General features: G+C 51.3%; 18 protein-coding genes, 1 tRNA gene and 1 pseudogene. 8 read left to right on the top strand and 12 right to left on the bottom strand.

Annotated features, from left to right (window positions below; translation table 11 throughout):
- Positions 1–7 precede the first annotated feature (7 nt).
- Positions 8–1915 carry an alginate lyase family protein gene (locus VGN67_RS04020; protein ID WP_327485483.1) on the bottom strand — a complete coding sequence of 636 codons (1908 nt, stop codon included), beginning with the start codon at positions 1913–1915 and terminating at the stop codon, positions 8–10.
- Between the two features lie 24 nt (positions 1916–1939).
- Complete coding sequence (locus VGN67_RS04015; protein WP_327485482.1) at positions 1940–4051, bottom strand: bi-domain-containing oxidoreductase; 2112 nt, start codon at positions 4049–4051, stop codon at positions 1940–1942.
- A 456-nt stretch (positions 4052–4507) separates the two neighbouring features.
- Between VGN67_RS04015 and VGN67_RS24485 the strand changes: the two are divergent.
- Both VGN67_RS24485 and VGN67_RS04010 read left to right on the top strand, forming a co-directional pair.
- Positions 4508–4848 (top strand): annotated as a pseudogene (locus VGN67_RS24485) (Fic/DOC family N-terminal domain-containing protein).
- Positions 4849–5326: 478 nt separating this feature from the next.
- Entirely contained in the window at positions 5327–6412 is a 1086-nt protein-coding gene (locus VGN67_RS04010) for a hypothetical protein (protein ID WP_327485481.1), read from the top strand.
- Positions 6413–6705: 293 nt separating this feature from the next.
- Here the strand turns inward: VGN67_RS04010 and VGN67_RS04005 are convergent.
- From VGN67_RS04005 to ubiE, 3 genes are all read right to left on the bottom strand, one after another.
- Positions 6706–6780 (bottom strand) — tRNA-Val (locus VGN67_RS04005).
- A 108-nt stretch (positions 6781–6888) separates the two neighbouring features.
- Positions 6889–7569 (bottom strand): porin family protein, encoded by a 681-nt coding sequence (locus tag VGN67_RS04000; protein ID WP_327485480.1) that lies wholly within the window; start codon positions 7567–7569, stop codon positions 6889–6891.
- A gap of 5 nt (positions 7570–7574) precedes the next feature.
- On the bottom strand, positions 7575–8297 hold the full coding sequence (gene ubiE, locus VGN67_RS03995) for a bifunctional demethylmenaquinone methyltransferase/2-methoxy-6-polyprenyl-1,4-benzoquinol methylase UbiE (protein ID WP_327485479.1): 723 nt from the start codon (positions 8295–8297) through the stop codon (positions 7575–7577).
- A gap of 183 nt (positions 8298–8480) precedes the next feature.
- Between ubiE and VGN67_RS03990 the strand changes: the two genes are divergently transcribed.
- Together VGN67_RS03990 and VGN67_RS03985 are read left to right on the top strand one after the other, a co-directional pair.
- Positions 8481–10130, top strand: coding sequence for an OmpA family protein (locus VGN67_RS03990; protein WP_327485478.1), 1650 nt, complete (start codon positions 8481–8483; stop codon positions 10128–10130).
- A 280-nt stretch (positions 10131–10410) separates the two neighbouring features.
- Positions 10411–11805 carry a vanadium-dependent haloperoxidase gene (locus VGN67_RS03985; protein ID WP_327485477.1) on the top strand — a complete coding sequence of 465 codons (1395 nt, stop codon included), beginning with the start codon at positions 10411–10413 and terminating at the stop codon, positions 11803–11805.
- A gap of 64 nt (positions 11806–11869) precedes the next feature.
- On the opposite strand, the gene VGN67_RS03980 is transcribed toward VGN67_RS03985, so the two are convergent.
- Positions 11870–13762: an amidophosphoribosyltransferase gene (locus VGN67_RS03980; RefSeq protein WP_327485476.1), complete on the bottom strand. Its 1893-nt coding sequence runs from the start codon at positions 13760–13762 to the stop codon at positions 11870–11872.
- Positions 13763–14063: 301 nt separating this feature from the next.
- On the opposite strand from VGN67_RS03980, the gene VGN67_RS03975 reads away from it, so the two are divergent.
- Positions 14064–14936, top strand: coding sequence for a TraB/GumN family protein (locus tag VGN67_RS03975; RefSeq protein WP_327485475.1), 873 nt, complete (start codon positions 14064–14066; stop codon positions 14934–14936).
- A 20-nt stretch (positions 14937–14956) separates the two neighbouring features.
- Here the strand turns inward: VGN67_RS03975 and VGN67_RS03970 are convergent, their stop codons facing one another.
- Positions 14957–16420 (bottom strand): NADH-quinone oxidoreductase subunit N, encoded by a 1464-nt coding sequence (locus VGN67_RS03970; protein ID WP_327485474.1) that lies wholly within the window; start codon positions 16418–16420, stop codon positions 14957–14959.
- Between the two features lie 147 nt (positions 16421–16567).
- Between VGN67_RS03970 and VGN67_RS03965 the strand changes: the two genes are divergently transcribed.
- On the top strand, positions 16568–17248 hold the full coding sequence (locus VGN67_RS03965; protein ID WP_327485473.1) for a hypothetical protein: 681 nt from the start codon (positions 16568–16570) through the stop codon (positions 17246–17248).
- Positions 17249–17272: 24 nt separating this feature from the next.
- On the opposite strand, the gene VGN67_RS03960 is transcribed toward VGN67_RS03965, so the two are convergent.
- Positions 17273–17980 (bottom strand): response regulator transcription factor, encoded by a 708-nt coding sequence (locus tag VGN67_RS03960; RefSeq protein ID WP_327485472.1) that lies wholly within the window; start codon positions 17978–17980, stop codon positions 17273–17275.
- 96 nt (positions 17981–18076) lie between these two features.
- The gene (locus tag VGN67_RS03955; protein WP_327485471.1) at positions 18077–18904 is read right to left on the bottom strand and encodes a hypothetical protein; all 828 of its coding nucleotides are present in this window, start codon (positions 18902–18904) and stop codon (positions 18077–18079) included.
- Positions 18905–18909: 5 nt separating this feature from the next.
- Here VGN67_RS03955 and VGN67_RS03950 point away from each other — a divergent pair, with 5 nt between their 5' ends.
- Positions 18910–20190, top strand: a complete 1281-nt coding sequence (locus tag VGN67_RS03950) for an AI-2E family transporter (protein WP_327485470.1) — start codon at positions 18910–18912, stop codon at positions 20188–20190.
- On the opposite strand, the gene VGN67_RS03945 is transcribed toward VGN67_RS03950, so the two are convergent.
- The 3 genes from VGN67_RS03945 to VGN67_RS03935 are packed head-to-tail and all read right to left on the bottom strand — an operon-like array spanning position 20162 to position 21845.
- The gene (locus tag VGN67_RS03945; protein WP_327485469.1) at positions 20162–20791 is read right to left on the bottom strand and encodes an LON peptidase substrate-binding domain-containing protein; all 630 of its coding nucleotides are present in this window, start codon (positions 20789–20791) and stop codon (positions 20162–20164) included. The genes VGN67_RS03950 and VGN67_RS03945 overlap by 29 nt on opposite strands.
- A gap of 9 nt (positions 20792–20800) precedes the next feature.
- Entirely contained in the window at positions 20801–21289 is a 489-nt protein-coding gene (locus VGN67_RS03940; RefSeq protein WP_327485468.1) for a gliding motility lipoprotein GldH, read from the bottom strand.
- A 58-nt stretch (positions 21290–21347) separates the two neighbouring features.
- Positions 21348–21845: a hypothetical protein gene (locus tag VGN67_RS03935; RefSeq protein ID WP_327485467.1), complete on the bottom strand. Its 498-nt coding sequence runs from the start codon at positions 21843–21845 to the stop codon at positions 21348–21350.
- A gap of 154 nt (positions 21846–21999) precedes the next feature.
- Between VGN67_RS03935 and VGN67_RS03930 the strand changes: the two genes are divergently transcribed.
- Positions 22000–22854, top strand: a complete 855-nt coding sequence (locus VGN67_RS03930; protein WP_327485466.1) for a sugar phosphate isomerase/epimerase family protein — start codon at positions 22000–22002, stop codon at positions 22852–22854.
- Positions 22855–22882 lie beyond the last annotated feature (28 nt).

Here is a 22882-nt window from a genome sequence, read left to right as displayed (position 1 = left end):
CACTAAATTACGATTTTAGCCGGATCTCCGTCCGTATGAACCGCTCGGCGGTCGTAAAGACAAGGCGGGGAGTGGACACTTTAACACCGTACAGGCCGGAGTACCAGCCCTCGGTCTCCACCGGCAGGATGGGTTCCCCCTGGTGGGTGTAAGCCTTTATTTCGTACTGATCAAAGAATGCCTCCGACGGATGCCACAGCTGGTGCAGGGGCAGGTTGCGAGGCGCGCCCAGTAGCTCGTCCTCAATAATCCAGTGCAGCGCGCCAGCCACTTTGGTAACGCGGCGGGTATGAATAATGGAGGGCTTTACGTGGCTGAAGCCTTCATACCAGCCCCTGAAAGTCACCCCCGTTTTTTCTTCCTTCCACTCGCCTTCGGCTCTTTTTATCCAGTCGTACCAGATAAAGCGGGGGCCTTTCCGCATCTGGTCGTAGTCACCCAGCATGCACGTATTGTGGGAAGCGGTACCCGCAAAGTAGCTCGTCCAGCGTTCGTCGGTATTGTACTGGTAAGTACCCGCGTCGCGCAGGATATTCTCCCCCTCTACCCAAAGGTCCAGATGCAGGTTATCGGCCTGAAAGGGGCGGTCCCGGTAGCTGCCACAGCGTATAAAAGTAAGGGTAGTATCCTCCCGCACGATATAGTACCCGCCGGTATGGAACGAGTGGGTGGCAGGCAGGTCGGGGCGTGCTCGCTTGGGTGGTCGGGTGGGTTGGTTTATTTTTCCCACCAGCCAGTACGCTTCTTCCAGCCAGGGGCCTTTTCCGTAGTCAGGTACTTCGCCCAGGGTAGCAGCCAGCGCGTATAGCTGGGGGCGGTAGTCCCGGAAGTGGGATTCGCTCAGCGGGAAGAAAAGCGCGCCGTCGTTATTACCGTAGTTGGGCAATTGACCGGTACTGTTATCCTGGCAGGTACGCAGGAACTGCACCGACTTGCGGGCCCGGTCGTAGACGATGTCGGCCCAGCGCTCCCCGTTGCGGTGCGCCAGCTGGAGCGCCCACGTCAGGAGCTGCACCACCACCCGGTGGTAGTTCATTGAGAATTGCAGAAAAGTACCATCCTGATAAATCTGGTAGGCTATTTCCTCTTCAAACCACTGTTTTCCCCGCTCTTTCCAGCGGGTACTTTGGGGAAAGAACGGGTACAGCAGCCCGACCAGGTACAGCCCCAGGGTTTCGGTGAGGGCGTGGTTGTTACGTACGGCAATTCGGGAGAAGCGGATATTGGATGCTACGTGCTGCATTTGACGGTACAGGCTATTGAGGATGCGCGCGAAGCGCTCCTCGGTCAGCTGCGGCGAGTACCGGTAGTAGTGCAGGGCAAAGGTCCAGTTAAGTACCCGGAGCGTAATTTCCTGGCTGCACCGCCAGTTGGGCCCACAGTTGACCGGATTGGCCTCTATCCAGCTTTCTATTTCGGCGAATACGGTTTCGGACTGGTCTTTGTGCCAGTGAAAATCGTAACGGATGAGGTCATACAGGAACGTAAAACGGGACTTTTCCCAGACGTACTTGATGTCTCCGGCCTCGGGAGATAAATCCGGAATCTGGGTCCAGTGCAGGGTAGGGTCGTAGCGGTAGCCCGTGATGGGGTTGGTGAGCCAGTCGGTGACGGTATGCCAGGTAGAGCCAAAAAACAGCAGCTTCCTCTCCCGAAAGGCTTTTATTCGTTGGGAAAGTGCAGCGCGGTCTGCCGCCGACAAGGGGGCTTTGGCATCGGGTGGGCCGTCAAAAAAAAAGCGGGTATCAGCGGCGCGCCAGTCGGCCAGGGTGGTGAATTCCCGGGGTTTGGACTGAATGGAAAAACGCAGTTTCAGCAGACCGGTACGCGCCTGAATTTCGTGCCAGAGACGAAACAGCACATAGCGCAGGCCCATATTCTGAATGATCTGAGTGAGTGAAAACAAACGCTTCATACGCTAAATATAAAGAGAAAACCTCTATACCTTCACCCATTCGCCCCGCTTCAGGCTTTCCAGTGCTGCAAAAGTGGCTTGTGTTGTATTTACCAGTTCATCAAAAGAAATCAGGGAACTACCCCCCGTCCGAATGCGGTCGAGCAGCCGCCGGAACTGCTCCCGATGGCCCTTATCCTGGCGGGTATTCATTTTGGAAAATCCTTTGAAGCCGTAGCCCGTCAGCGTCCGGAAGTTGTCCAGTACCAGGGTACGTTCCTGCGAATATACCTCCATGCGCTCCTTGGAATAGGCCTTACTTCCGTTAGCAAAGTAGTTAATAACGCCGGTGGAGCCATTCTGGTACTTAAGCAACATCGAAGCGCTGTCGGTTGTTTCGGAAGGATGCGTGCCCATGGCATTCATACAAACGGCCTCTACCCGGCTACCGGTAAGGTAGGTGATAAGGTCTATGAAGTGGCAGGCTTCGCCCAGGATACGCCCTCCGCCCACGGCCCGGTCGTGTACCCAGGAGTTGGCCGGAATAAAACCCGCGTTCATGGTAGCTACCACGTTCATGGGGGCGCTGCCGAGTAAGGCTTTCATTTTCTGGGCGTGGGGCGAAAACCGCCGGTTGAAGCCAACGGTCAGGCTGCGGCTTTCGGGCAGTTCTACGTAGGTAGCTATAATTTCATCCAGTTCTTCCGGGTAGAGGGCCAGCGGCTTCTCTACAAATACGTGCTTCCCGGCCCGCAGCGCTTCCACGGCCATGCGGGCATGCTGGTTATGGCGGGTTGTGACGAGTACCAGGTCTACGTCCGGGTCGCGCAGGAGTTCGTGGTAGTCGGTAGTACTGTGCGCGATGCCGTACTTCTGGGCCAGCGCCGTACCCGACAGGCCGTTGGCGCTGGCGATGTACTTGATGGAAGTCTCCCTCAGGGCGGGTAGCATGGTCATCTTGGTAAAATTTCCCGCTCCTACAATACCAACGGTACCTCTTTTTCCGGTAAAGGAGGTGTCGTGATAGCGGACTAAAGAGCTGAGGTCGGTCTGTTCGGGATATTCCAGAATAGAGGCTATGGCGTGGGAAGTACCTATGTTTCCGTATATCCGGTCGTACTCTTCCAGCGGCACCAGTTCCGTAATGAGTGGTTTTACATCCAGCAGGCCCGACGAAAGCAGCTGCAGGATAGTCTGAAAATTGCGGTTTTCGGTCCAGCGTACGTAGGGCAGCGGGTAGTCGTGGCCTTTTTGTTCGTAGTCGTCGTCGTAGCGGCCGGGGCCGTACGAGCACGATACCTGAAACGTCAGCTCCTTCTCATAAAACTCCGCCCGGCTTATATCCAGCCCCACTACCCCAATCAGGACAATGCAACCGCGTTTGCGCGACATTCGGGCTGCCTGCGAAATAATATCGTTGGTTTTGGCCGAAGCCGTAATAATGACTCCGTCGGCACCGGTACCCTGCGTGAAATCTTCCACAAACTTAACCGGGTCATCGCCCCGGGCCGGATTACAGGTAGTAATGCCCCGGGCAGCCGCTAATTTCAGCTTCTGCTCGTCCAGGTCAATACCAATAACCTGACAACCGTTGAGCCGGAGCAACTCAGCCGTGAGCAAACCAATTAGTCCCAGCCCTACTACCACTACTGTTTCGCCCAGCGTTGGGTTCAGGAGACGTATTCCCTGCAAACCTATGGAGCCTATTACCGTAAAAGCCGCCTCCTCGTCAGAAACCCCAGTTGGTACCTTCGTAACCAGATTCCTCGGCACGCACACCAACTCGGCGTGGGGGCCGTTGCTCGCTACCCTGTCTCCTACCCTGATGTCGGGTATACCCTCTCCCACCGCCACTACTTCTCCCACGTTACAGTACCCCAGCGGGAGCGGCTGCTCAAGCTTGTTAAAAACGGCCTCCAGCGTAGGCATCAACCCATCCGACTGGATTTTGTCCAGAACCATCTTTACCTTATCCGGCTGCTGGCGGGCTTTCTCGAGCAGATTAGCCTTTCCGAATTCCACCAGCATCCGCTCCGTACCTAGCGATACCAGGCTCCGGCGGGTCCTGATCAGGACGCAGCCGCGCTTCACCTGCGGGGCAGGTACCTCCTGAAGTATCGTTTGTCCGGTTTTAAGATTCTGGATAAGTTGTTTCATGGGAAACGGGGGCAATATTTATATCCACGGAGGTGGTACTTGCTCCGATTGTGAGGCTGCAAGATAGATAATAGAGTAGTAACAAAAAAAGCAGAACGTTGGGCGCTCTGCTTCTATAAAATGTGTGCCTTTCTAAACAATGGGAAAGCAACCAGAGCACATTTCACAGGTCATTGACCAGTTTTTATTGCAAGTTCAATCCCTAGATTGAAAAGGTATATGAAGAGAAAAAAGATAACCGAAAGTAAAATAAAAAACTTTATATTTTACTTTGAGCTACGGAAACTAAAATAACCGAATTCTTATTTTAGTTTTGTATAGATGGAAAAACTAGCTATGATACAACTAGAGGAATATACATCAGGCCACCAAGAACTAAGCCCAACTGGATATAGATACTTTGTTCCTACTCTTGTAAATGACGCTTGATCTTGGAATAATCGACAGATTAACAGCTTGTTAGAGAAGGTCGCCATAAAACTAGGCGAACTAAATTCTTATGCTAAGCTTGTTCCTAACATTGACTTGTTCATACAGCTCCATGTAACTAAAGAGGCAGTCGTATAGAAAGCACCCAAACTCAGATCGATGAGGCCCTTTTAAGTGAGGACGAAATAGCACCAGAAAGAAAGGACGAAATAGCACCAGAAAGAAAGAATGATTGGAAGGAAGTAAACAACTACATAAGGGCGTTGAATTATGCTATTGAAGAATTGAAAACACTTCCAATCTCTTCCCGTCTTTTAAGACAAACACATCGAATCTCTTGCGCTACTTGTACAAAGCTCGGAGATTAAGTATTTAGCAGCACTTCGATTCTGTAGGTGGTAGTTTGACAGGAGCCTTTAAACCAGAACGACATCACGGCATAGCCCACGGGGCAATATTCTAGCACTGTGAAATGCTCCCAGCTATTAGGCTCGATCTTCAGCCGCCGATTTGTATCAACTGGAATTCCGACTAGTACCAGATCAGACGTGAAATCGTATGCAAAAAAGCCTCAGAACTTATCGTTTGAGGCTTTACAGAGGGAGAGGGACTCGAACTCACGCTGGTGACTCTTTTCTAAAATCGGCCGAATAGTAGGCATTTGGTTCTGAGATAATGAGCGTTTAGGACGGTGAAAATAGATGGTGTTACAAGTTTGGGTTGAAGGTCCATTAATTAAGTTTTGTCTTGTAACCTATTTTTAAAGCCCTGAATAGCTCAAAGTCGCTGTGGTCGGTACGTTACACATATCTTTGTTGTAAAGCCTTACCAATGATTAAAAAAGCCATGTATCGACTCACGCACTGGGAAGCTTGGGATTATCGCGTAAAATTAATTCCGCTGATTCCCGTCTGGCTGTGGCACTGTGGGCGGTCACGGTCGTGGTGGTTTTTCACGCCTGCCAACCCAACGCTTACCTTTGGGGGCTTCGAGGGAGAAACCAAACGGGAAATGTATGAGCAGCTACCGCCGGATCTATGCCCAAAGAGTTTCTATATAGCGCCGACTAATTCGGCCGATGAGGTAGAGCAATTGGTAGCGACTCATTTTGACGCTTATCCAGTTGCGGTGAAACCTAATGTAGGCATGATGGGGCTGTTATTTCGGGTTATTCACACGGCGAATGAGTTACGCCTATACCACCAGCAGATGCCAGTAGAATACATCGTTCAGGAGCTGATCACCTACCCTATCGAGGTTAGTGTATTCTACTACCGGTTTCCCGGCGACTCAACCGGCACGATCACTGGGTTTGTCAGAAAAGATTTCTTGGATGTAATTGGCGACGGACAGTCAACGCTTTGGGAGCTGCTCCAACAGTATCCGCCGGCCCGCTTCCGACTGGATGAGATGCGGGCAAAACACGCCAACCGCCTGGACTACGTGGTTCCCAACGGCGACGGGTATCGCCTGGGTAATGCCCTCAACCAAACCAGGGGTAGCCGGTTGGTAAGTCTTGCCCACGAAAAAGACCAACGGCTACTCGGCGTCTTTGATGCTCTGAGCCATTATGCAGGGCACTTTTATTTCGGACGATATGACATCAAATGTGCGTCTATAGATGACCTCAAAGCGGGCCGCAATTTTTCAATTCTTGAATTTAACGGCGCGGGAGCAGCCCCGCACCACGTCTATGGAAACGGAAACTCGCTCTGGCAGGCTTACCGAATCGTGATACACCACTGGTCTGTGCTGGCGCGCATTGCTCGGCAGAACCACGCGAGAGGCGTGCCCTACTGGTCGTTTCAGCGCGGCTGGAATCAGTTAAAATCGGCACAGATTCACCTTCAACTCCTAAAAAAACTGGACAGAGCCTTTCTTCATAACGTGGAGAATGACCTGGCATCAACAGTAGCCCGGCAAGCTACTTAATCTTGGAATCTTACCAGCACTCAAAACTAAAGGCCGCGCGGGTTAGGCTGCTACGCTCAATGACTCGGCTGGCGGTCTAAAGTGCGGGTAATGATTACGAAACTCCTCGGGGACGGCCGACCGGATATAAAATCAATCACCAAGCTGCAATTGATTAACACAGTAGTGTGACAAAGGTGGTTTGAAAGTAGCTCAAATGCGGAATTGTATACAGCCTAAATGTGTTAAAACCTGCATTTCGTGCACAATTATATATAAGAAAGCCGCTAAATCATGCGATTTAGCGGCTTGGGTGGGCCCTGAGGGATTCGAACCCCCGACCCCCTGCTTGTAAGGCAGGTGCTCTGAACCAGCTGAGCTAAGAGCCCCTACGTTTCCGTTTGGGAATGCAAATATGTAGGAGTGATTTCTTGTTTGCAACTATTTTTTGGAAAAATTTTCAAAAAGAACAGAAGTCGCTGACAGCCAATGGACATTTATTCAAAGTTCAAATAAAGCGTAACCGTGTGCGTAGACAGGCGGTTGATGCCGGTACTGACGGAGTTATTAGCCGGTTGGAGCATATTACCCAAACCGTGCGAAAAACGAAGCTCCGGTGAGAATTTGAAGAACTCAAAGAACTGCTCGAACCCTACTCCGTAGTCCAGCGACAGGTCAGATGTTGCTGTATTGAGGCGGTTAAAACTTCCTCCTTCCCTGCGCTTGACGTTGGTTTCAATGCCCAGCGTAACGCCCGCCAGCATGTACATACGTGTATTAATGCGCCGGTTCGACTTGTACTTCAGCAGCAGGGGAATCTCTACCCAGGTCGACTCCCGCTTTTCGGTGCGCTCGTCACCGGACGGGTAGCTGTACTTGACCTGCCGCTCGTACAGCGACACCGAGGGGGTAGTGCGGAGGTCAAAGCGCTCGTTCAGGAATGCATTGACAATAAAGCCCATACGAAAAGCGGGCAGCGTAGGTGACTGAATCAGAAAAGCGGAGTCTGACTGTAAGAAGGATTCACTACGCTGTATGTTGAAGCGGGTGAAAGGTACCCCAAACAGGAAGCCATAGTGAATGGGTTTGTCGTCATAAAACTCCATGTGCCGCCGTATGTACCCCTGCCCCTGCGCCCGGGACTCGTGCGCCGTAAGCAGCCCGCATAAAATTGCCAAAAGAACTATTTTTGACCGGTGTAAATGGAGCAAATTCCGAAAGTAAGTAATATGCATTTAGTATTTTTAAAACCAGCTTGTTCGAAAATAGTCAGGAAGTCACGGCCATCGGGAAACGCCTGTACCGATTCGGGCAGGTACGTATAGGCCGAACTATCCTTTGAAACAATCTTACCAATGGTGGGAAGGATGTACCTGAAATAGAAGTTGTACAGGTGCCTAAACAGAAAGCTGCGGGGTTTTGAAAATTCAACGACAACGCAAGTACCCCCCGGACGCATCACACGATTCATGTCACTCAGACCCGCCAACAGATTTTCAAAATTACGTACTCCAAACGAAACGATAACGGCGTCGAAATAATTGTCTGCAAAAGGCAAACTTTCGGAGTCGCCGGTACGCAGTTCGATAATATGCTGCTTGCCCAGCTTTTTTATTTTCTCCCGGCCTACGGCCAGCATCCCTTCCGAAATATCAACGCCAATAATTTTTTCGGGCTTCAGGGCCAGGGCTTCAATGGCGAAGTCGCCCGTGCCGGTAGCAATGTCCAGTATGGTACGGGGCTGGGCCTGGCGAAGTAATTTTATGGCCCGTTTGCGCCAGTAAATATCAATGCCACCGCTCAGTAAGTGGTTCAGAAAGTCGTACTTAGGCGAAATATTGTCAAACATTTCGGCCACTTGCTCTCTTTTACTATTGTCCTTATCCTTATAGGGTACTACCGCCATTCGTATTGTATTTTTTTCAGGAGCAAAACTAACAGGTATTTATGTCTGTAAACTATTCGTCCTGAGGAAAGTTATTGTAGGATAGTGATTTTAGTATACAAATGTTTAAGGTTCAGGCCCGGTGTTTAAGGCTCAGGCCCGGATTTTTATCTTTGCTAACTCTACCACTAAGCTTCTATGTCTATGCTTCGTATATCTACACTCGCCTGTTGTCTTTTATTGCTGTCACTCCTGACTATGGGGCAAAGCCGTATTAGTACGCAAACGCCCGCTTCCGACGCTACGGTAGGAAACCTTACCGCCCGGCAGTTGTCGCCTTACTCAGTAACGGTGCGGGGCGGACTGACGCAGTTTTTTGGTGAACTCAATGAGCAGGATATGCAGTCGATGGTAGGCATTAGCCTGAGCCGGAAGGTGCAGCGGGCGTTTACCATGAGCCTTGATTTTACTGCCGGTAAGGTAGGAGGGCAGAAGGTCGATTTCTTTAACTCCTACTTTATCAACGAATACAATACCATAAACCTGCTGACCAAGTGGGACCTGACGGAGCAGTTTGGCCGCTACGACGACCAACGGGTACATTACAGTATATACGGTGGCATTGGGTTAATGATGTTCAGCGCTGAGGCCTATGACCTGACCAGTAACGAGCTGGTGAGGTTTACAAATAGTGAACTCAGCGGCCGGAATCCGCTTTTCCTGCGCTGGGGCAATCCCAGGGGCCGGTCGGGTATCAAGAAAACCCACGAACGGACTGTACCTCTTGGTTTTAATATTGACTACCGGCTGGCACGGGCCTGGAACCTGGGACTTGACTACCGGTTTTACCTGGTCCGGTCCGATAAAGTAGATGCTACCTCCGGACGCAGACTTATTAATCCCGAAGAGTCTGACTCTTACAGCGACACCCCCAACGATAAGTTTAGTTTTTTATCAGCGACGATTACCTACCGCTTCAGCCATAATATCCGCGACACCGATAAAGATGGCATACCTGACGACCGTGACCGTTGCCCGGAAGTTGCCGGAACGGCCCGGTTTTTTGGTTGTCCTGATACGGACGGAGACGATATACCCGACTACGTTGACCGCTGCCCAACGGTGGCGGGCTCCGCGGCTGCCCGTGGCTGCCCCGATAGCGACGGCGACGGCGTAGTAGACCAGAACGATCCCTGCCCCAACGAGGCCGGAACCGTCAATGGCTGCCCCGACCGCGATGGCGACGGGGTAATAGACAGCCGGGATGGCTGTCCTGATGTAGCTGGTGACCCCCGCTTTGGTGGCTGTCCTGATACAGACGGTGACGGTATCGGCGACCACGTTGACCTGTGCCCTGACCGGCCAGGTACCTACGCCAATGGTGGCTGCCCCGACACGGACGGTGACGGTGTACACGACGGCATTGATAAATGTCCTGCTGAGGCCGGACCGCGTAATCGGGATGGATGCCCTCTGGTAAGCTCTACCGAAAGACGAACGCTGCAAAGCCAGCTGGATTCGCTCCTGACGTTACCTATTCGTTTTGCTACCAATACGGATGAGATTGACCGGTCGTCCTACACGGTACTGAATACCGTTGCGGAAAGGCTGAGGAGGTACCCAACAGTTCGGTTTGTGGTGGAGGGGCATACGGATAACCTGGGAAATCCGGAAGCGAATCAGAAACTATCGGAAAGGCGGGCCTCGGCGGTGGAGCAGTACCTGATTTATCAGGGAGTGAGTGGTTTTCTGTTGAACGCCCAGGGCTTGGGTGATACCCGCCCGATTGCTGACAACAGTACTCCCGAAGGCCGGATCCGCAACCGCCGTGTGGTAATACGTCTGAGAGATTAGGTGGCAAAGCAGTAGCCGCTGAGACTACCCGGCCTTTTATAACTACCCCGAAGCCTGCCAGAACAGCTTACCCTATAACCGCATGCCCCACCGGAGCGTATGCGGTTATAGGGTAAAACAATGGTTGGTAACAGAGGCAGAAAGTTGGTAAATACCTCAAACGTATATAGTTTTACTTGGCATAATTATTGACTAACAAGCAGTAGGAGAAGCGGGTAGGGAGTCAGGATTTTAGACCATATAATTCAGTAGTTAAGCTCTTTCCTCTTTATAATATACTATGCAAAACACACTACTTCCACGCCTGCCCTCGGCAGACTTTTTGAAAAAGTATATCCCCATAGCGGTAGCTGGTTTCTTGCTGGTTGCAATAAACGGTTGTTCGCCTGATACTACCGAGGTAGAGCCAGAGGTCAAAACGGCTGATAAGTACAGCTCAGAAGTAGCTGAAAAATGGGCGGCGCTTACGCTGAAGCTCACCCGTACCACCCCCGGTTTTTCGCCGCCCGTGGCCTCCCGCGCCCTGGGTTACGCCGGCCTCACCCTTTACGAAGCAGTAGTACCTGGCCTGCCCGACTACAAGTCCCTGGCCGGACAGCTCAACGGACTCCAGGCGTTGCCAGCCATTGAGGCGGGACAAACGTACAACTGGGCGTTGAGCGCTAATGCTGCTCAGGCTGAGATTCTCAAGAACCTCTATCCTACTACCTCGGCTGCCAACAAAGTGACCCTTGATTCGCTCAAAGCAGCTTTGCGTACCGATTATGCCGTGGAAGAGGCGGCTGAAGTGGTGGAACGGTCCGAAGCGTTTGGTAAAGCTATTGCGGCGGCTATATTTGAGTGGTCGAAGAGAGATGGCGGACACGAGGGCTACAACCGGAATTTTCCTACCGACTACGTAGTGCCGGTTTTTAACGGCTCCTGGAAACCAACCGAAAACGGACGGGTTAATCCCATGCAGCCTTACTGGGGCAAGAACCGCACCTTTGTGATACGGAACTCGGTGATGCCGCTACCGCAGCCCTTGGCGGTTTCTACCTCGCCTACCTCGCAGTACTATGCGCAGCATCTGGAATTATATTCCAAAAATAAAGCCCTAACCCAGGAAGAGAAGGAGATATCCATCTGGTGGGCCGATGACCCCAGTGAAACCTTCACCCCGCCCGGACACTCCTATAACCTGGCCCGCATAGCTATTAAAACGGCTAAAGTTGATTTGGGAAAAGCGGCCGAAGCCCTGGCCCGTACGGGCATAGCGGTGGCCGATGCCTTTATACTGTGCTGGAAGTGTAAATATGCTTTCAGTGTGGAGCGCCCCTATACGTTTGTTCGTCGGGCCATTGACCCCAACTGGATTCCCTTCTGGCCCGCCCCTCCTTTTCCCGCCTATACTTCCGGGCACGCTTCCCAGTCGGGGGCGGCGGCTACAGTACTGGCTGCCGTGTTTGGTAATAATTTCAAATTTACCGACGATACCCACGTGAGTCGTATCCGGGATACCGCAAGGAATACTGACTTCAAAGCCCGAAGCTTTAGTTCTTTCTGGGAAACCGCCGAAGAGTCGGCCTATTCACGCTTTCTGGGCGGGATTCATACCCGTCAGGACAATGATACGGGGCTAAAAGAAGGCCGTAAAATCGGACAGAATATCAATGACCTGGCCTGGACGAAATAGACCATAAAAAACGGTGGCACGGTTCAAAACCGTGCCACCGCTACAATAAGAAAAAAACAGCGTATCAGTAAGCGCGCACCAGTTTGCCTTCGTGGAAATTGACGTACGCTTTATTTACTACTTTGTTTCCGCCCTGGGTGGGGTAGTTCCCGGTAAAGTACCAGTCGCCCAAATGGTCAGGACAGGCTTTATGCAGGTTGTCAACGTTCTGGAAAATAACCGATAACTCCGCTTTCAAACCAGCAGGACGAATAATTTCAGCTACCTTTTTAGAAACTTCCTCGTCAGTAAACGGCTCGTATAAGGCCTTTACAAAGTTTGTGGAGTAGGCATTCTTGGAAGCCAGCGTACCAGCACATTGGGTATATACCTCTTCCCGCAGATAATCCAGTCCCCGTTCTTCCAGCAATTTGAGCGTGGCCCTGAAAGCTACAAAATCCTTCAACTTAGACATGTCTATACCGTAGCAATCCGGAAAGCGGATTTGGGGCGCCGACGACACAATTACAATCTTCTTCGGACCAAGGCGGTCCAGCATTTTCAGGATACTCTTTTCCAGGGTAGTACCCCTTACAATAGAGTCATCAATAACCACTACTGTATCAATTCCTTTACGAACTACTTCAAAGGTAGTATCGTACACGCTGGAAACCATATCGTCGCGAAGCTCATCGGCCGTAATAAAGGTACGGGACTTTACATCCTTGGTGACCAGTTTCTCAATACGCGGGCGGAAGGAGAGCAGCTTGTCCAGTTCTTCTTCGAACAGTATACCTTCCATAATAGCGTGCTTACGCTTTTTGGCCAGGTACTCTTCCAGCCCTTCTATCATTCCGAAAAATGAAGTCTCGGCCGTATTGGGGATATAGGAAAAAACCGTGTTTTCGAGGTCGTAATCAATTTCTTCCAGGATCTGCGGGATCAGCAATTTCCCCAGCTTTTTCCGTTCGTTATAAATATCCGGATCGGTACCGCGGGAAAAATAAATCCGTTCAAAGCTGCACGAACGTTTCTCGGCCTGAGGCAAAATCGTAAGCTCGTTAAATTCACCTTCCTTGTTAATGATAAGGGCGGCACCGGGCGTAATTTCCTGAATCTGGCTGTATTCTACGTTGAAAGCCGCCTTAATAGCCTGCTTCTCCGAAGCTACCACTACTACTTCGTCATCAGCGTAGTAGTAAGCAGGCCGGATACCGGCCGGGTCACGCATGATAAAGGCAGAGCCGTGGCCGGTAAGTCCGCACATGGCGTAGCCTCCGTCAAAGTCACGGCACGAGCGGTGTAGCACGCGCTGGAGATCAATGTTATCTTCTATGACATCCGACAGCGTAGGGTTTTCGAAAATACCCTTGAAGCGGTCAAATACCCGTTGGTTTTCCTCGTCCAGGAAGTGGCCTATTTTTTCCATTACCGTAACGGTATCCACCTTTTCCTTGGGGTGCTGCCCCAGCGAAACCAGCTTACCGAACAGTTCGTCCACGTTGGTCATGTTGAAGTTACCCGCCATTACCAGGTTCCGGCTCCGCCAGTTGCTCTGGCGTAGCATGGGGTGACAGTTTTCTACCTCGTTGGCACCGTGCGTACCGTAGCGAAGGTGTCCCAGCCAAAGCTCGCCCGTAAAGGCCACGTTTTCCTGCAGCCATTTGGCGTCAGTGGCGCGGTCCTTATTATCTTTTAAAGCTTTGCGAAATTTTTTGTGAACTTTCGCGAAGATATCTGCGACGGGCTGAGGTTCTACGGAGCGGTACCGGCTGATGTACCGGCGACCGGGAGGTACTTCTATTTTGATGTTGGCTACACCGGCTCCGTCTTGTCCACGGTTCACCTGCTTTTCCATCATCACGGAAAGCTTGTGTACGGCGTAGAGGGGCGTGTGATACTTATCAATGAAGTACTGATAAGGTTTGCGCAGACGGATGAGGGCGATTCCGCACTCATGCTTAATGGCATCACTCATAAGAAGATGAGAGTGTTATAGTATGAAATTGGCAATCAATTCGTTGCAAAACTTCCTCTCTGTTTGTCATACTTGCTAAACTCCCGCGGGCTGGTTTAGTAAGTATTGAATAAAACAAAGGTACAAATTCCTTGCAGTGTTGGAACGATCAGGTACCCGAAAAAATTCAATATATTTTCCGTTACTTGTCGGCGTTATGTCTGGAGAAGTACCCGGCCAGTTTGTTTTTTACCAGTGACGCCCCTGAGGAGCACATAATTGTAAATTTTAAATAGAAACAGACAAAAAAAGATTTACCGATATGATAAAAAAAAGATACCATTGGCTACTTGTGGTTTTGACCGTAGCGGGATTTACGGTCCGGGCGCAGGCTCCGGCCGAACCGTCGCTGCTGTGGGAGATCACCGGTAAGGGCCTAACCAGGCCCTCGTACCTATACGGTACCATACACCTGATCTGCCCTGGCGACTTCGTGCTAAGCGATACGTTAAAGCAACGCCTCCAGCGCACCGAACAGCTGGCCCTGGAGCTGGACATGGATGATCCCGGTATGATGATGTCTATGGCTCAGCTCATGCTGATGCAGGAGAATAAACAGCTGAGTGGCCTGCTGAACCAAACCGACTACACCCGGCTGAACCGGTTTTTTCGGGATTCGGTGGGCATGAACATTGGTCCGTTTGAGCGGGCCAAGCCGTTTGTCCTGATGAGTCTGCTCTTTAACCGGGTCCTGAACTGTCAGCCGCAGTCTTACGAAATGATGCTGATGGGACTGGCTAAAAAACAGCAAATGGAGGTAGTAGGGCTGGAAACGGTTAAGGAGCAAATGGCCGTTTTTGATAGCATTCCTTACCAGGACCAGGCCCGGATGCTGGTACAGATGATTGATAATTTACCCAAAGCCCGTACGGAATTTGTACAAATGGTGGACCTGTATAAGAAGCAGGATGTAGCCGGGCTGTACCGCATGACCCGCGAAAGCGACTTTGACATGCAGGGCCAGGAAGAAGTACTACTCAACGGGCGCAACCGCCGGTGGATACCCCTCATGGCAACTATGATGACGCAGAAACCTACCTTTTTTGCTGTTGGTGCCGCACATTTGGGCGGTGAAGAAGGAGTAATAACTTTACTCAGAAAGCAGGGCTACACGGTAAAGCCCGTACGGCAGTAGTGATGCTACTTTACCTACATTTATAGCTGCCCGATCCAGTGCATGAGCCAGCCAGGCTTAAAGAATAAAAGTACCACCAGCGCCAGTAAGAGTCCCGCCAGTACCCGGTTGGCAGCCTGGTCGGTAGCGGAAAGGGCAGTGTGGCTTTCGGTTTCGGTCCGGAAAAAGAGCAAAAACGGCAGACGCAGGTAGTAGGCCAAAGAAATGGCGGCATTGAGAATACCCCCGATGAGCAGCCACAGCATCCACGACTCATTGGCTTGCTGGTAACTATCCCAAAGGGCCGAGAACACCAGCCACTTGGCCGTAAAGCCTACCGTAGGGGGCAGGCCCGCCAGCGCCACCATTACCAGCGTAAGCGCCACACTTACCCCCGCCTGCCGTCGCCCCAGGCCCGCGAAGGCAGGCAGCGAGGTATCGGAGCGGGGATGCAGCAGGTCAATCAGAAAGAAAGCAGCCATGTTAAGTACTACGTAGGCGGCGGTATAAAAGGTAGCCGCTTCAAAGCCCGGTTCGGTGTAAGCTACTACGCCCACAATCAGGTACCCGGCCTGGGCAATGGACGAGTAGGCCAGCAGACGACGGGCATTCTGCTGCCAGAGCGCCGCGACGTTACCCGCTGTTATGCTGAGCAGGGCAATGCCGCCCAGCGTGGGGAGCAGGTCGGGCGGTAGTGCGTTCGAAAGCCGCATCAGTACCAGAAGCGCGGCGGCTTTGGGGGCGACCGACACAAACGAAACCAGCGGAGTGGGAGCCGCCTCGTACACATCGGGGGTCCAGACGTGAAAAGGTACCAGCGATAGCTTAAAGAGCAGACCGCCCAGCGTGAGCAGCAGAGCTACCTGCATAACGAAGGGTGGATTAGCAGCCAGTCCGGCCCGCATGGCTTCGTTTGTAATATCGAGGGTACCCGTAAGACCATACAGCAGTGATATACCATAGAGCATAATGGCGGAACTGATGGCACCGTACAGCAAGTACTTGATCCCGCCCTCAGCGGCTTTGCGGTAAGGCGAAAGAGCCACCAGCAGGTACGAACACAGAGACAGCAATTCCAGCGAAAGATAAATAGTCAGCAGATGGGTGGCCATACACAGCAGGCACATACCTAGTACCGCCACCACCATGATCGCGTTCAACTCGATAGGAAAGTTATAGCGCAGGTACCGGATATGCAGCAAGGTACCCAGCCAGGCAACTACTACCAGCCCTTTGAAGAAAACCGCTTTGGCGTCCAGAAACAGCAGGGGCTCAAACCGGTAGGCCGGTTCGTTTTCCCACTGTGCAAGTACCAGCCCCAAAGTCAGCAAAGCCCCGACTATAGTAGCCAGCTGTAGCCAGCGGGCGGTCTTGTCTTTGCCAAACCGGGGGGTAAGTAGTAGTTCGGCCGTAAGAAGAAATAGAAAAAGCAGGGTCAGAAAGAGTTCAGGACCGATTCCGGCCAGACTCTGACGAATATGAAGGATCTGTTCGTTGAGATACAAAATCGTTGGAACAATTTTTTAACAAAAATATGCACAAGATAGCTGGCCTCACGAAAAAATGTGAGATTAAGGGCCAATTATATTAAATCACACTTTTTCACTTAATTCATTTATAATTTCGGTAAGAAATCATAACCTGTAATAACCATGAAAAAATTCATCGCGAGCCTGGTAGTAGCAGCGTTCCTGGTACCTGCCCACGCTCAGTACATGACCGACGTCAATGGACGCGTTGTATCAGAATACAAATATACGGATACCGACGGATCTCCTTATCTGCTCAACGACCAGTGGATAACCGGGACCATCCGCACCACAAACGATAAAGTGGTGGATGGCGTAAAAATGAAGTACGATATTTTTAAAGATGAACTCGAATACGAAAACGAAGGCAAGCTATACCGGGTGGGTGCCAAAGAAATCGTAGAGTTTGTGATGCCCACCGGCGACGCACTGTACATTTTCCGCCGGGGGTTTCCAGCAGTTGATGACCAGACCGAAGCGAGTTTTTACCGGGTACTGCACGACGGTAATACCAAAATGCTCAAGCGCTTTGAAACCAGGCAACGCGAAGAGAAGCAGTATAATTCGGCCACCAGGGTCAACCGGTTTGTTCCCAGCGAAAACCTGTATATTCTGAAGCAGGGTAAGATGCACCCCATCAAGAAAGGCGATAAAAAGAAGCTGATCAGTCTGCTGAGCGATAAGCGAAAGCTGATGGAGTATAACATCAAAGAGCAGCAGCTAAACCTCAAGTCAGAGTTGGATATGGTAAAGGTGCTGGAAGAGTACGATGCTTACAAAGCCGGAGACAGCGATCCCCGGTAGTGAGTAAGGCAAACAGAAAGGGGTTTACTCGGGTTGGTCGGTTACCATGTACCCAACCCCCTTGAGCGTTTTGATGTAGCCTTCGCCCAGCTTTTCGCGGAGCTTCCGGATATGTACATCAACGGTACGCTCCAGTACATAAATATCAGCTCCCCAGATTTTCTGAAGCAGCTCTTCGCGGCTGAATACTTTGTTGGGGCTCTGGGCCAGAAAGAACAGGAGCTCAAATTCTTTCTTGGGAAGAATAATCGATTTATTGCCCTGCGTAACCGTATAGTTCTTACGATTAATCGAAAGGTCGACCAGCGTGACTTCATCACCGGGGTCGGCCTTTTGGGCTTCCCGGCGGAAGAGTGCGTTGATGCGGCTCATCAGGGCCCGGGGCTTTATGGGCTTGGTAATGTAGTCGTCGGCGCCTATTTCAAATGCCGCTACCTCTGAGTACTCTTCTGACCGTGCCGTAAGAAACAGGATATACACGTGGCGAAGTTCGGCCGTCTGACGCAGGATACGGGCAGTTTCGATGCCATCGAGCTGAGGCATCATAATGTCCAGCAGGATCAGGTCCGGAACAAAATCTTTGGCTATCTCAATCGCTTTTTTTCCATTGGAAGCCGTCTCTACATCATAGCCTTCTTTCTGAAGGTTATATTCCAGCAGTTCTACAATATCCGGATCATCGTCAACCACGAGTACTTTCGGAACTACCTGGGTTGCTTTTGCGGCGCTCATACGGTGCTTTTATTGGAGGTACTATTAGTGATTCGAAATTAGCAGATGCGAAACTGATATTACTCCTAGGGCTGGAGTCTTAACACAAATTTAACATCAACGGCGCGTTAACCGGAATAGCTGCCTTTGTTCATTCGTCACCAGCAGGTCGGTATTATTCAGAAACAAAATTGCTTCCGTTTGCTTTTTTACAAACCGGATACATTCCTGCGGCTGGCTGAAATCTATCTTTCCGGCCCGAATTCCAAACAATAAGATTTTACCATAAGTTAGTAGGGCGAATGTCCGGCCATCCGGGCTGATGTCGGCACCCGTTACTTGTCCCTGTATAAGAATACTGTCGGTAGCGGATACCACATAGTCGCCCGGCTGGGCTGGTAGTTCGTATAGCTTGTGGTACTGCTCCGTTTTGATCCTGTTTTTGGAGAATAAATACAGTTTCTGATTGTGGTAAAAAAGGGCTTCGCTGTCGAAGTATTGAGCGTCTGAGTGGGTGTGGTCGGCGTAGCGAAAGGTAATGGTTTGAATAGCAGTGCTTTCGGTGGAAACGGCGTAGATACGCAGAGAGCGGCGGGTGTTGTCGTTGTTGCCCGTATCGGCTATGTACAGGATGCCTTCCGGGCTTTGGGCCAGGTCTTCCCAGTCAACATTGGAGACGTCAGGTACCTGAAAGGTGGAAACCAGAGCCCCCCGTTGGTCTATTTCGTATAATTCAGCCGCTCCTCCGCTGTCATTGTGGGTCCAGAAGGTACTTTTACCCCGTACCCGGGCCAGTCCCGAACTCTCCCTGACCACAGCCGGTAAGGTACCAGTTTTGGTAATTTTGTACTTCGGGCGTACCTTGTCGAAGCTATGTTGCTGGCGGTCTGGCTGACAGCCGCACAGCATTGTTTTAAATAAAAACCACAGATAAAAAATCTTCATAATATATGAACGCCTCTACGGGTTCTGAACAAACCAAAGATATGAAATTGCCTGCTTACCTGAAAATCGCCTCTATTCTGGTGGCGTTACTGGCGGGCGTCTATATTCTTTTCGTACTCCGGGAAACCCTGATTCCCCTGGCTTTTTCGGTTTTGTTCGCTATTCTGCTGCATCCCCTGTGCCTGCGTTTTGAGCGCTGGCGTATACCGCGGGTGCTCGCTATCCTGATTAGCCTCCTTATTTTTATCGTGGTACTGGCCGGACTGATTTACCTGGCTTCCATCCAGATCGCCGGTTTTGCCGATGAGATTCCCCGCATTACCCAAAAAGCGGAGAGCCTGCTCGAGCAGCTGCTTACCATGGGGGAGCGGTACTTTAATGTAAGCCGTACCCAGCAGGTAACCGAAGGGAAAAGGTACTTTCTGAACGCGCTGGGCGAAAGTCGTACCATGTTGCTCAATACCATTGTATCTACCACCGGTACCCTCACTACGGCCATACTGGTACCTCTTTACGTTTTCTTTTTCCTGCTCTACCGCGACTTCTTCCGGCGCTTTCTGCACAAAGCGTTCAAGCGGGTGCCGGACAACAGGCTGGACCAGATCCTACAGAAAATTTACGTTGTCATCCGGAGCTACCTGGCCGGCCTGGTGCTGGTCATAGGAATCGTGGGTATATTGAATACCATAGGTCTGCTGCTGCTGGGCATTGACAACGCCATCTTCTTTGGTTTTCTGGCGGCTTTCCTGATCCTGATTCCCTACGTCGGTATCTTGATTGGCTCCATCCTGCCGGCCCTTATGAGTATCGTCACCGAAGACTCGCCTATTTATGCGCTGGGGGTTATCGGGGTTATGGCCTTTGTGCAGTTTCTGGAAGGTAACTTCATTACGCCCAATATTGTGGGTTCCAAGGTAAGTATCAATCCGCTGGCGGCCATTGTGGCGTTGTTTCTGGGGGGACAACTGTGGGGGCTATCCGGCCTGATCCTGGCCTTACCGCTGACCGCCATTACAAAAGTAATACTGGACTCCAATCCCAGTCTTGAACCCTACGGGTACCTGCTGGGCGAACCCGAGCAGGAAGTAGCCGAAGAAAAAGCCAAAGAAGTAGGGCGTCCGGATAGGGAAGAACCGCCCAAACGCCGCCGTCCACCCCGCCATCGAAACCGGAACAAACCAGCCTCCAATCAACCCGAAGGTACTACCCCCGGTACGCCCAGGCCCCCGCGGGCTCCCCGTCCATCTCCGCCGGGACCTAAAAGTTCAGAGGATCAAGGTTCTTGAAGTGGCCGTTTAGCTTAATACGGGCTTTGGTGTGCTCCATGTCGGCTACAATGGGTAGTACTTTCTGTAGGTGCCGGATCAGGAACTGCTGTCGCTCACTTTCCCGCGGCATGGTGAGTAGCTGGTACTCGTCGTCCAGCGACATCCCTATCCTGTGAGCCACCTGAAAAGAAAACTGCGTTGCTTCTTTGTCATATTCTACACTGATAGAAAGTAGCTCGTACAGGCTGTCGAGTAGCTTCAGCAGCTCGGGCAGGGGCTGGCTGAGATCCACCAGGTCGGTTGAAAACGTAACTTCACCTCCGGCATAAAGCTTTCCCTCCACGGGGTTTTCAAAGTTTTCTACCTCAAATACGCGCCGACCCCTGGTAGATATGTCCATCCGGCCATCGTCGTAGCGCTTGTGCAGAGCCACTATCTCTACCTCGGTACCGAAGCCCGGCAAGTTGTCGTTCAGGTAAACGGGTATACCAAAGGTTTTCTGCTCGTCAATACATTCATTGACAAGCTGCCGGTAGCGAAGCTCAAAAATATGCAGATTAAGTACCTCACCGGGATAAGCTACCAGATTCAGCGGGAATAAGGGAAGAAAAGAAAGCATAAAGTGAGCTTAAGGGGTACCTGGACCAGCTTTTTCTACGCTTACCCCAATGCCCAGTATAAATGGAAGCGGGTTCTGACGCATAGACTGCTCAATGGTGAGGGTATAGGTACCCGTGCGGGGAAAGCGGTAATTCTGAAGAAAAGGAATCTTGTGGTCAAACAGGTCGCCTAAGCCACTTCCGTACGGTTTGCCGGTGGTTTCATTGGATAAATACAGCTCTTCCAGGCGGGCCGACAGTACCTGCCCGTCCGGCCCGGTAATTTTGCGCGTCAGGTACAGGTTATAGTACGGGTACTGCAGGCCGTTCCGTACCAAGTAGTAGAGGTTGTAGCGCTGGGTACTGTCTGTAATTTCAATCTTGAAAGTAGGGGTATTATTGACGTACCAAAGGCCATCATCAATATCCTCGTAAGCTTTATATACGGTGTTGGGGTCGTTACAGCCCGTTAGCCAGAGGCACAAGGTTACTACGCCTGCTATCGTCAAAAGTCTCATTCGGAATCAGATAAAGTACAGGGCAAATCTACTTCCGAATGGGCACCTTTCAAAACGCTCAGGTGGTTTGCTGCTTAAAGTACCGCTTCAGCCAAGTACTGCCAGCCGTTACTTTCCAGCGGGTCATCCACTGCGACTTGGTACTGACCAGATTGTCAAACACGGTGGTAGAAGGTGTAAGCTGTTCGTCGGCAATGGCCTGCTTGACCTCAGCGATGGATAGGGTTTTTACTTTACCCTGGGCATCCAGGTAGGCAACCGAACGGTCGAAGAAATCAACGTTGAGCCTTTGCCCGATTTCCTGCAGCCAGTGTACGGTTTTGTCAATGGAGCAGCCGCTGGGCAGCTCGCGCTTTTCGTCCACCGCTATCACCACAAAACGATTATGAAAAACCTTGCCCGACGAGAGCAAAGGCTTATTATGGGCCTCCCAGTCATCGAGGGCGGCCTTGAGAGTTTCGGTTATAGTACCTACTTCCGCGTCGGTAAGTTCACGGGAAGCTTGGTAAATCCAAAGGCGGGCACCAAAATCTATCTTGTCAAATGGAACATACATAGTTGTAGAAGAATTGATTAGTACTGAATTGATAAAATATTCAAAGCTGAATTATTTCCTTTTTGTCTAATTTCAACGTACACCGCCAGCTCCGGGTTCGGTTACAGTAGATTGACTACTTTTCATTTTTTATATAAATGTAAACAAAAAAATCATGCTTACTCGCCGAGAAGCCATTCAAAGAGCTGCCTTGTGGCTGGGCGCAACCGCCACCCTTGACCTCTCCGCCGCACCGAAACCCCACTATCACCTGGGTGCCTGCGACTGGTCGGTAGGAAAAGCCATGAGTCCCGAAGCCTTCGATCTGGCCCGTCAGATTGGCCTACAGGGCCTGCAGGTCAGCTATAATACGGGTAAGGATGAGGCAGGGCTATCCAATCAGGCTACGCTGCGGTCTATTCGTGACGCGGCCAAACGCACGGGCGTGCGGGTATCAAGCCTGGCTATCGGGCAGCTGAATCAGGTACCCTACAAGTCAGAAGCCCGGACGGAGGAGTGGGTGTGGAATAGTGTAGACGCCGCCAAAGCACTGGGGGCACCGGTGGTGTTGCTGGCCTTTTTCTCAAAAGGAGACCTTCGGAACGATGAAGCCGGTAAAAAAGCGGTCATTGAGCGTCTTAAGAAAGTAGCGCCCCACGCCGAAAAGCAGAAAGTTATATTAGGTATAGAATCGTACCTGAGCGCGCAGGAGCATCTGGACATCATGCAGGCAGTCGGCTCACCGGCCGTAAAGGTATACTATGACTTCCGCAACGCGGCCGACGCCGGCTACGATATATACGAGGAGATACCGCTGCTGGGCAAAGAGCAGATTTGCGAGATTCACATGAAGGAAAATGGCTTCCGCCTCGGCGAAGGTACCCTCGACTGGCCCCGCATTGCCCGCGCCGTTCAGGACATTGGCTACCAGGGCTGGATGCAGATTGAGTGGGCCAGCCCCAAAGACGCCGATATTGTAGATTGCTACCGCCACAACCGCCAGTACCTCGAGAAGCTGTTTAAGTTTTAGGATGGTAGGAGTTAGGTGGTTAGGTTTT

The organism is Telluribacter sp., assembly GCF_035998675.1.
Lineage (GTDB): Bacteria > Bacteroidota > Bacteroidia > Cytophagales > Spirosomataceae > Telluribacter.
This window is presented reverse-complemented; position numbering and strand designations above follow the sequence as displayed.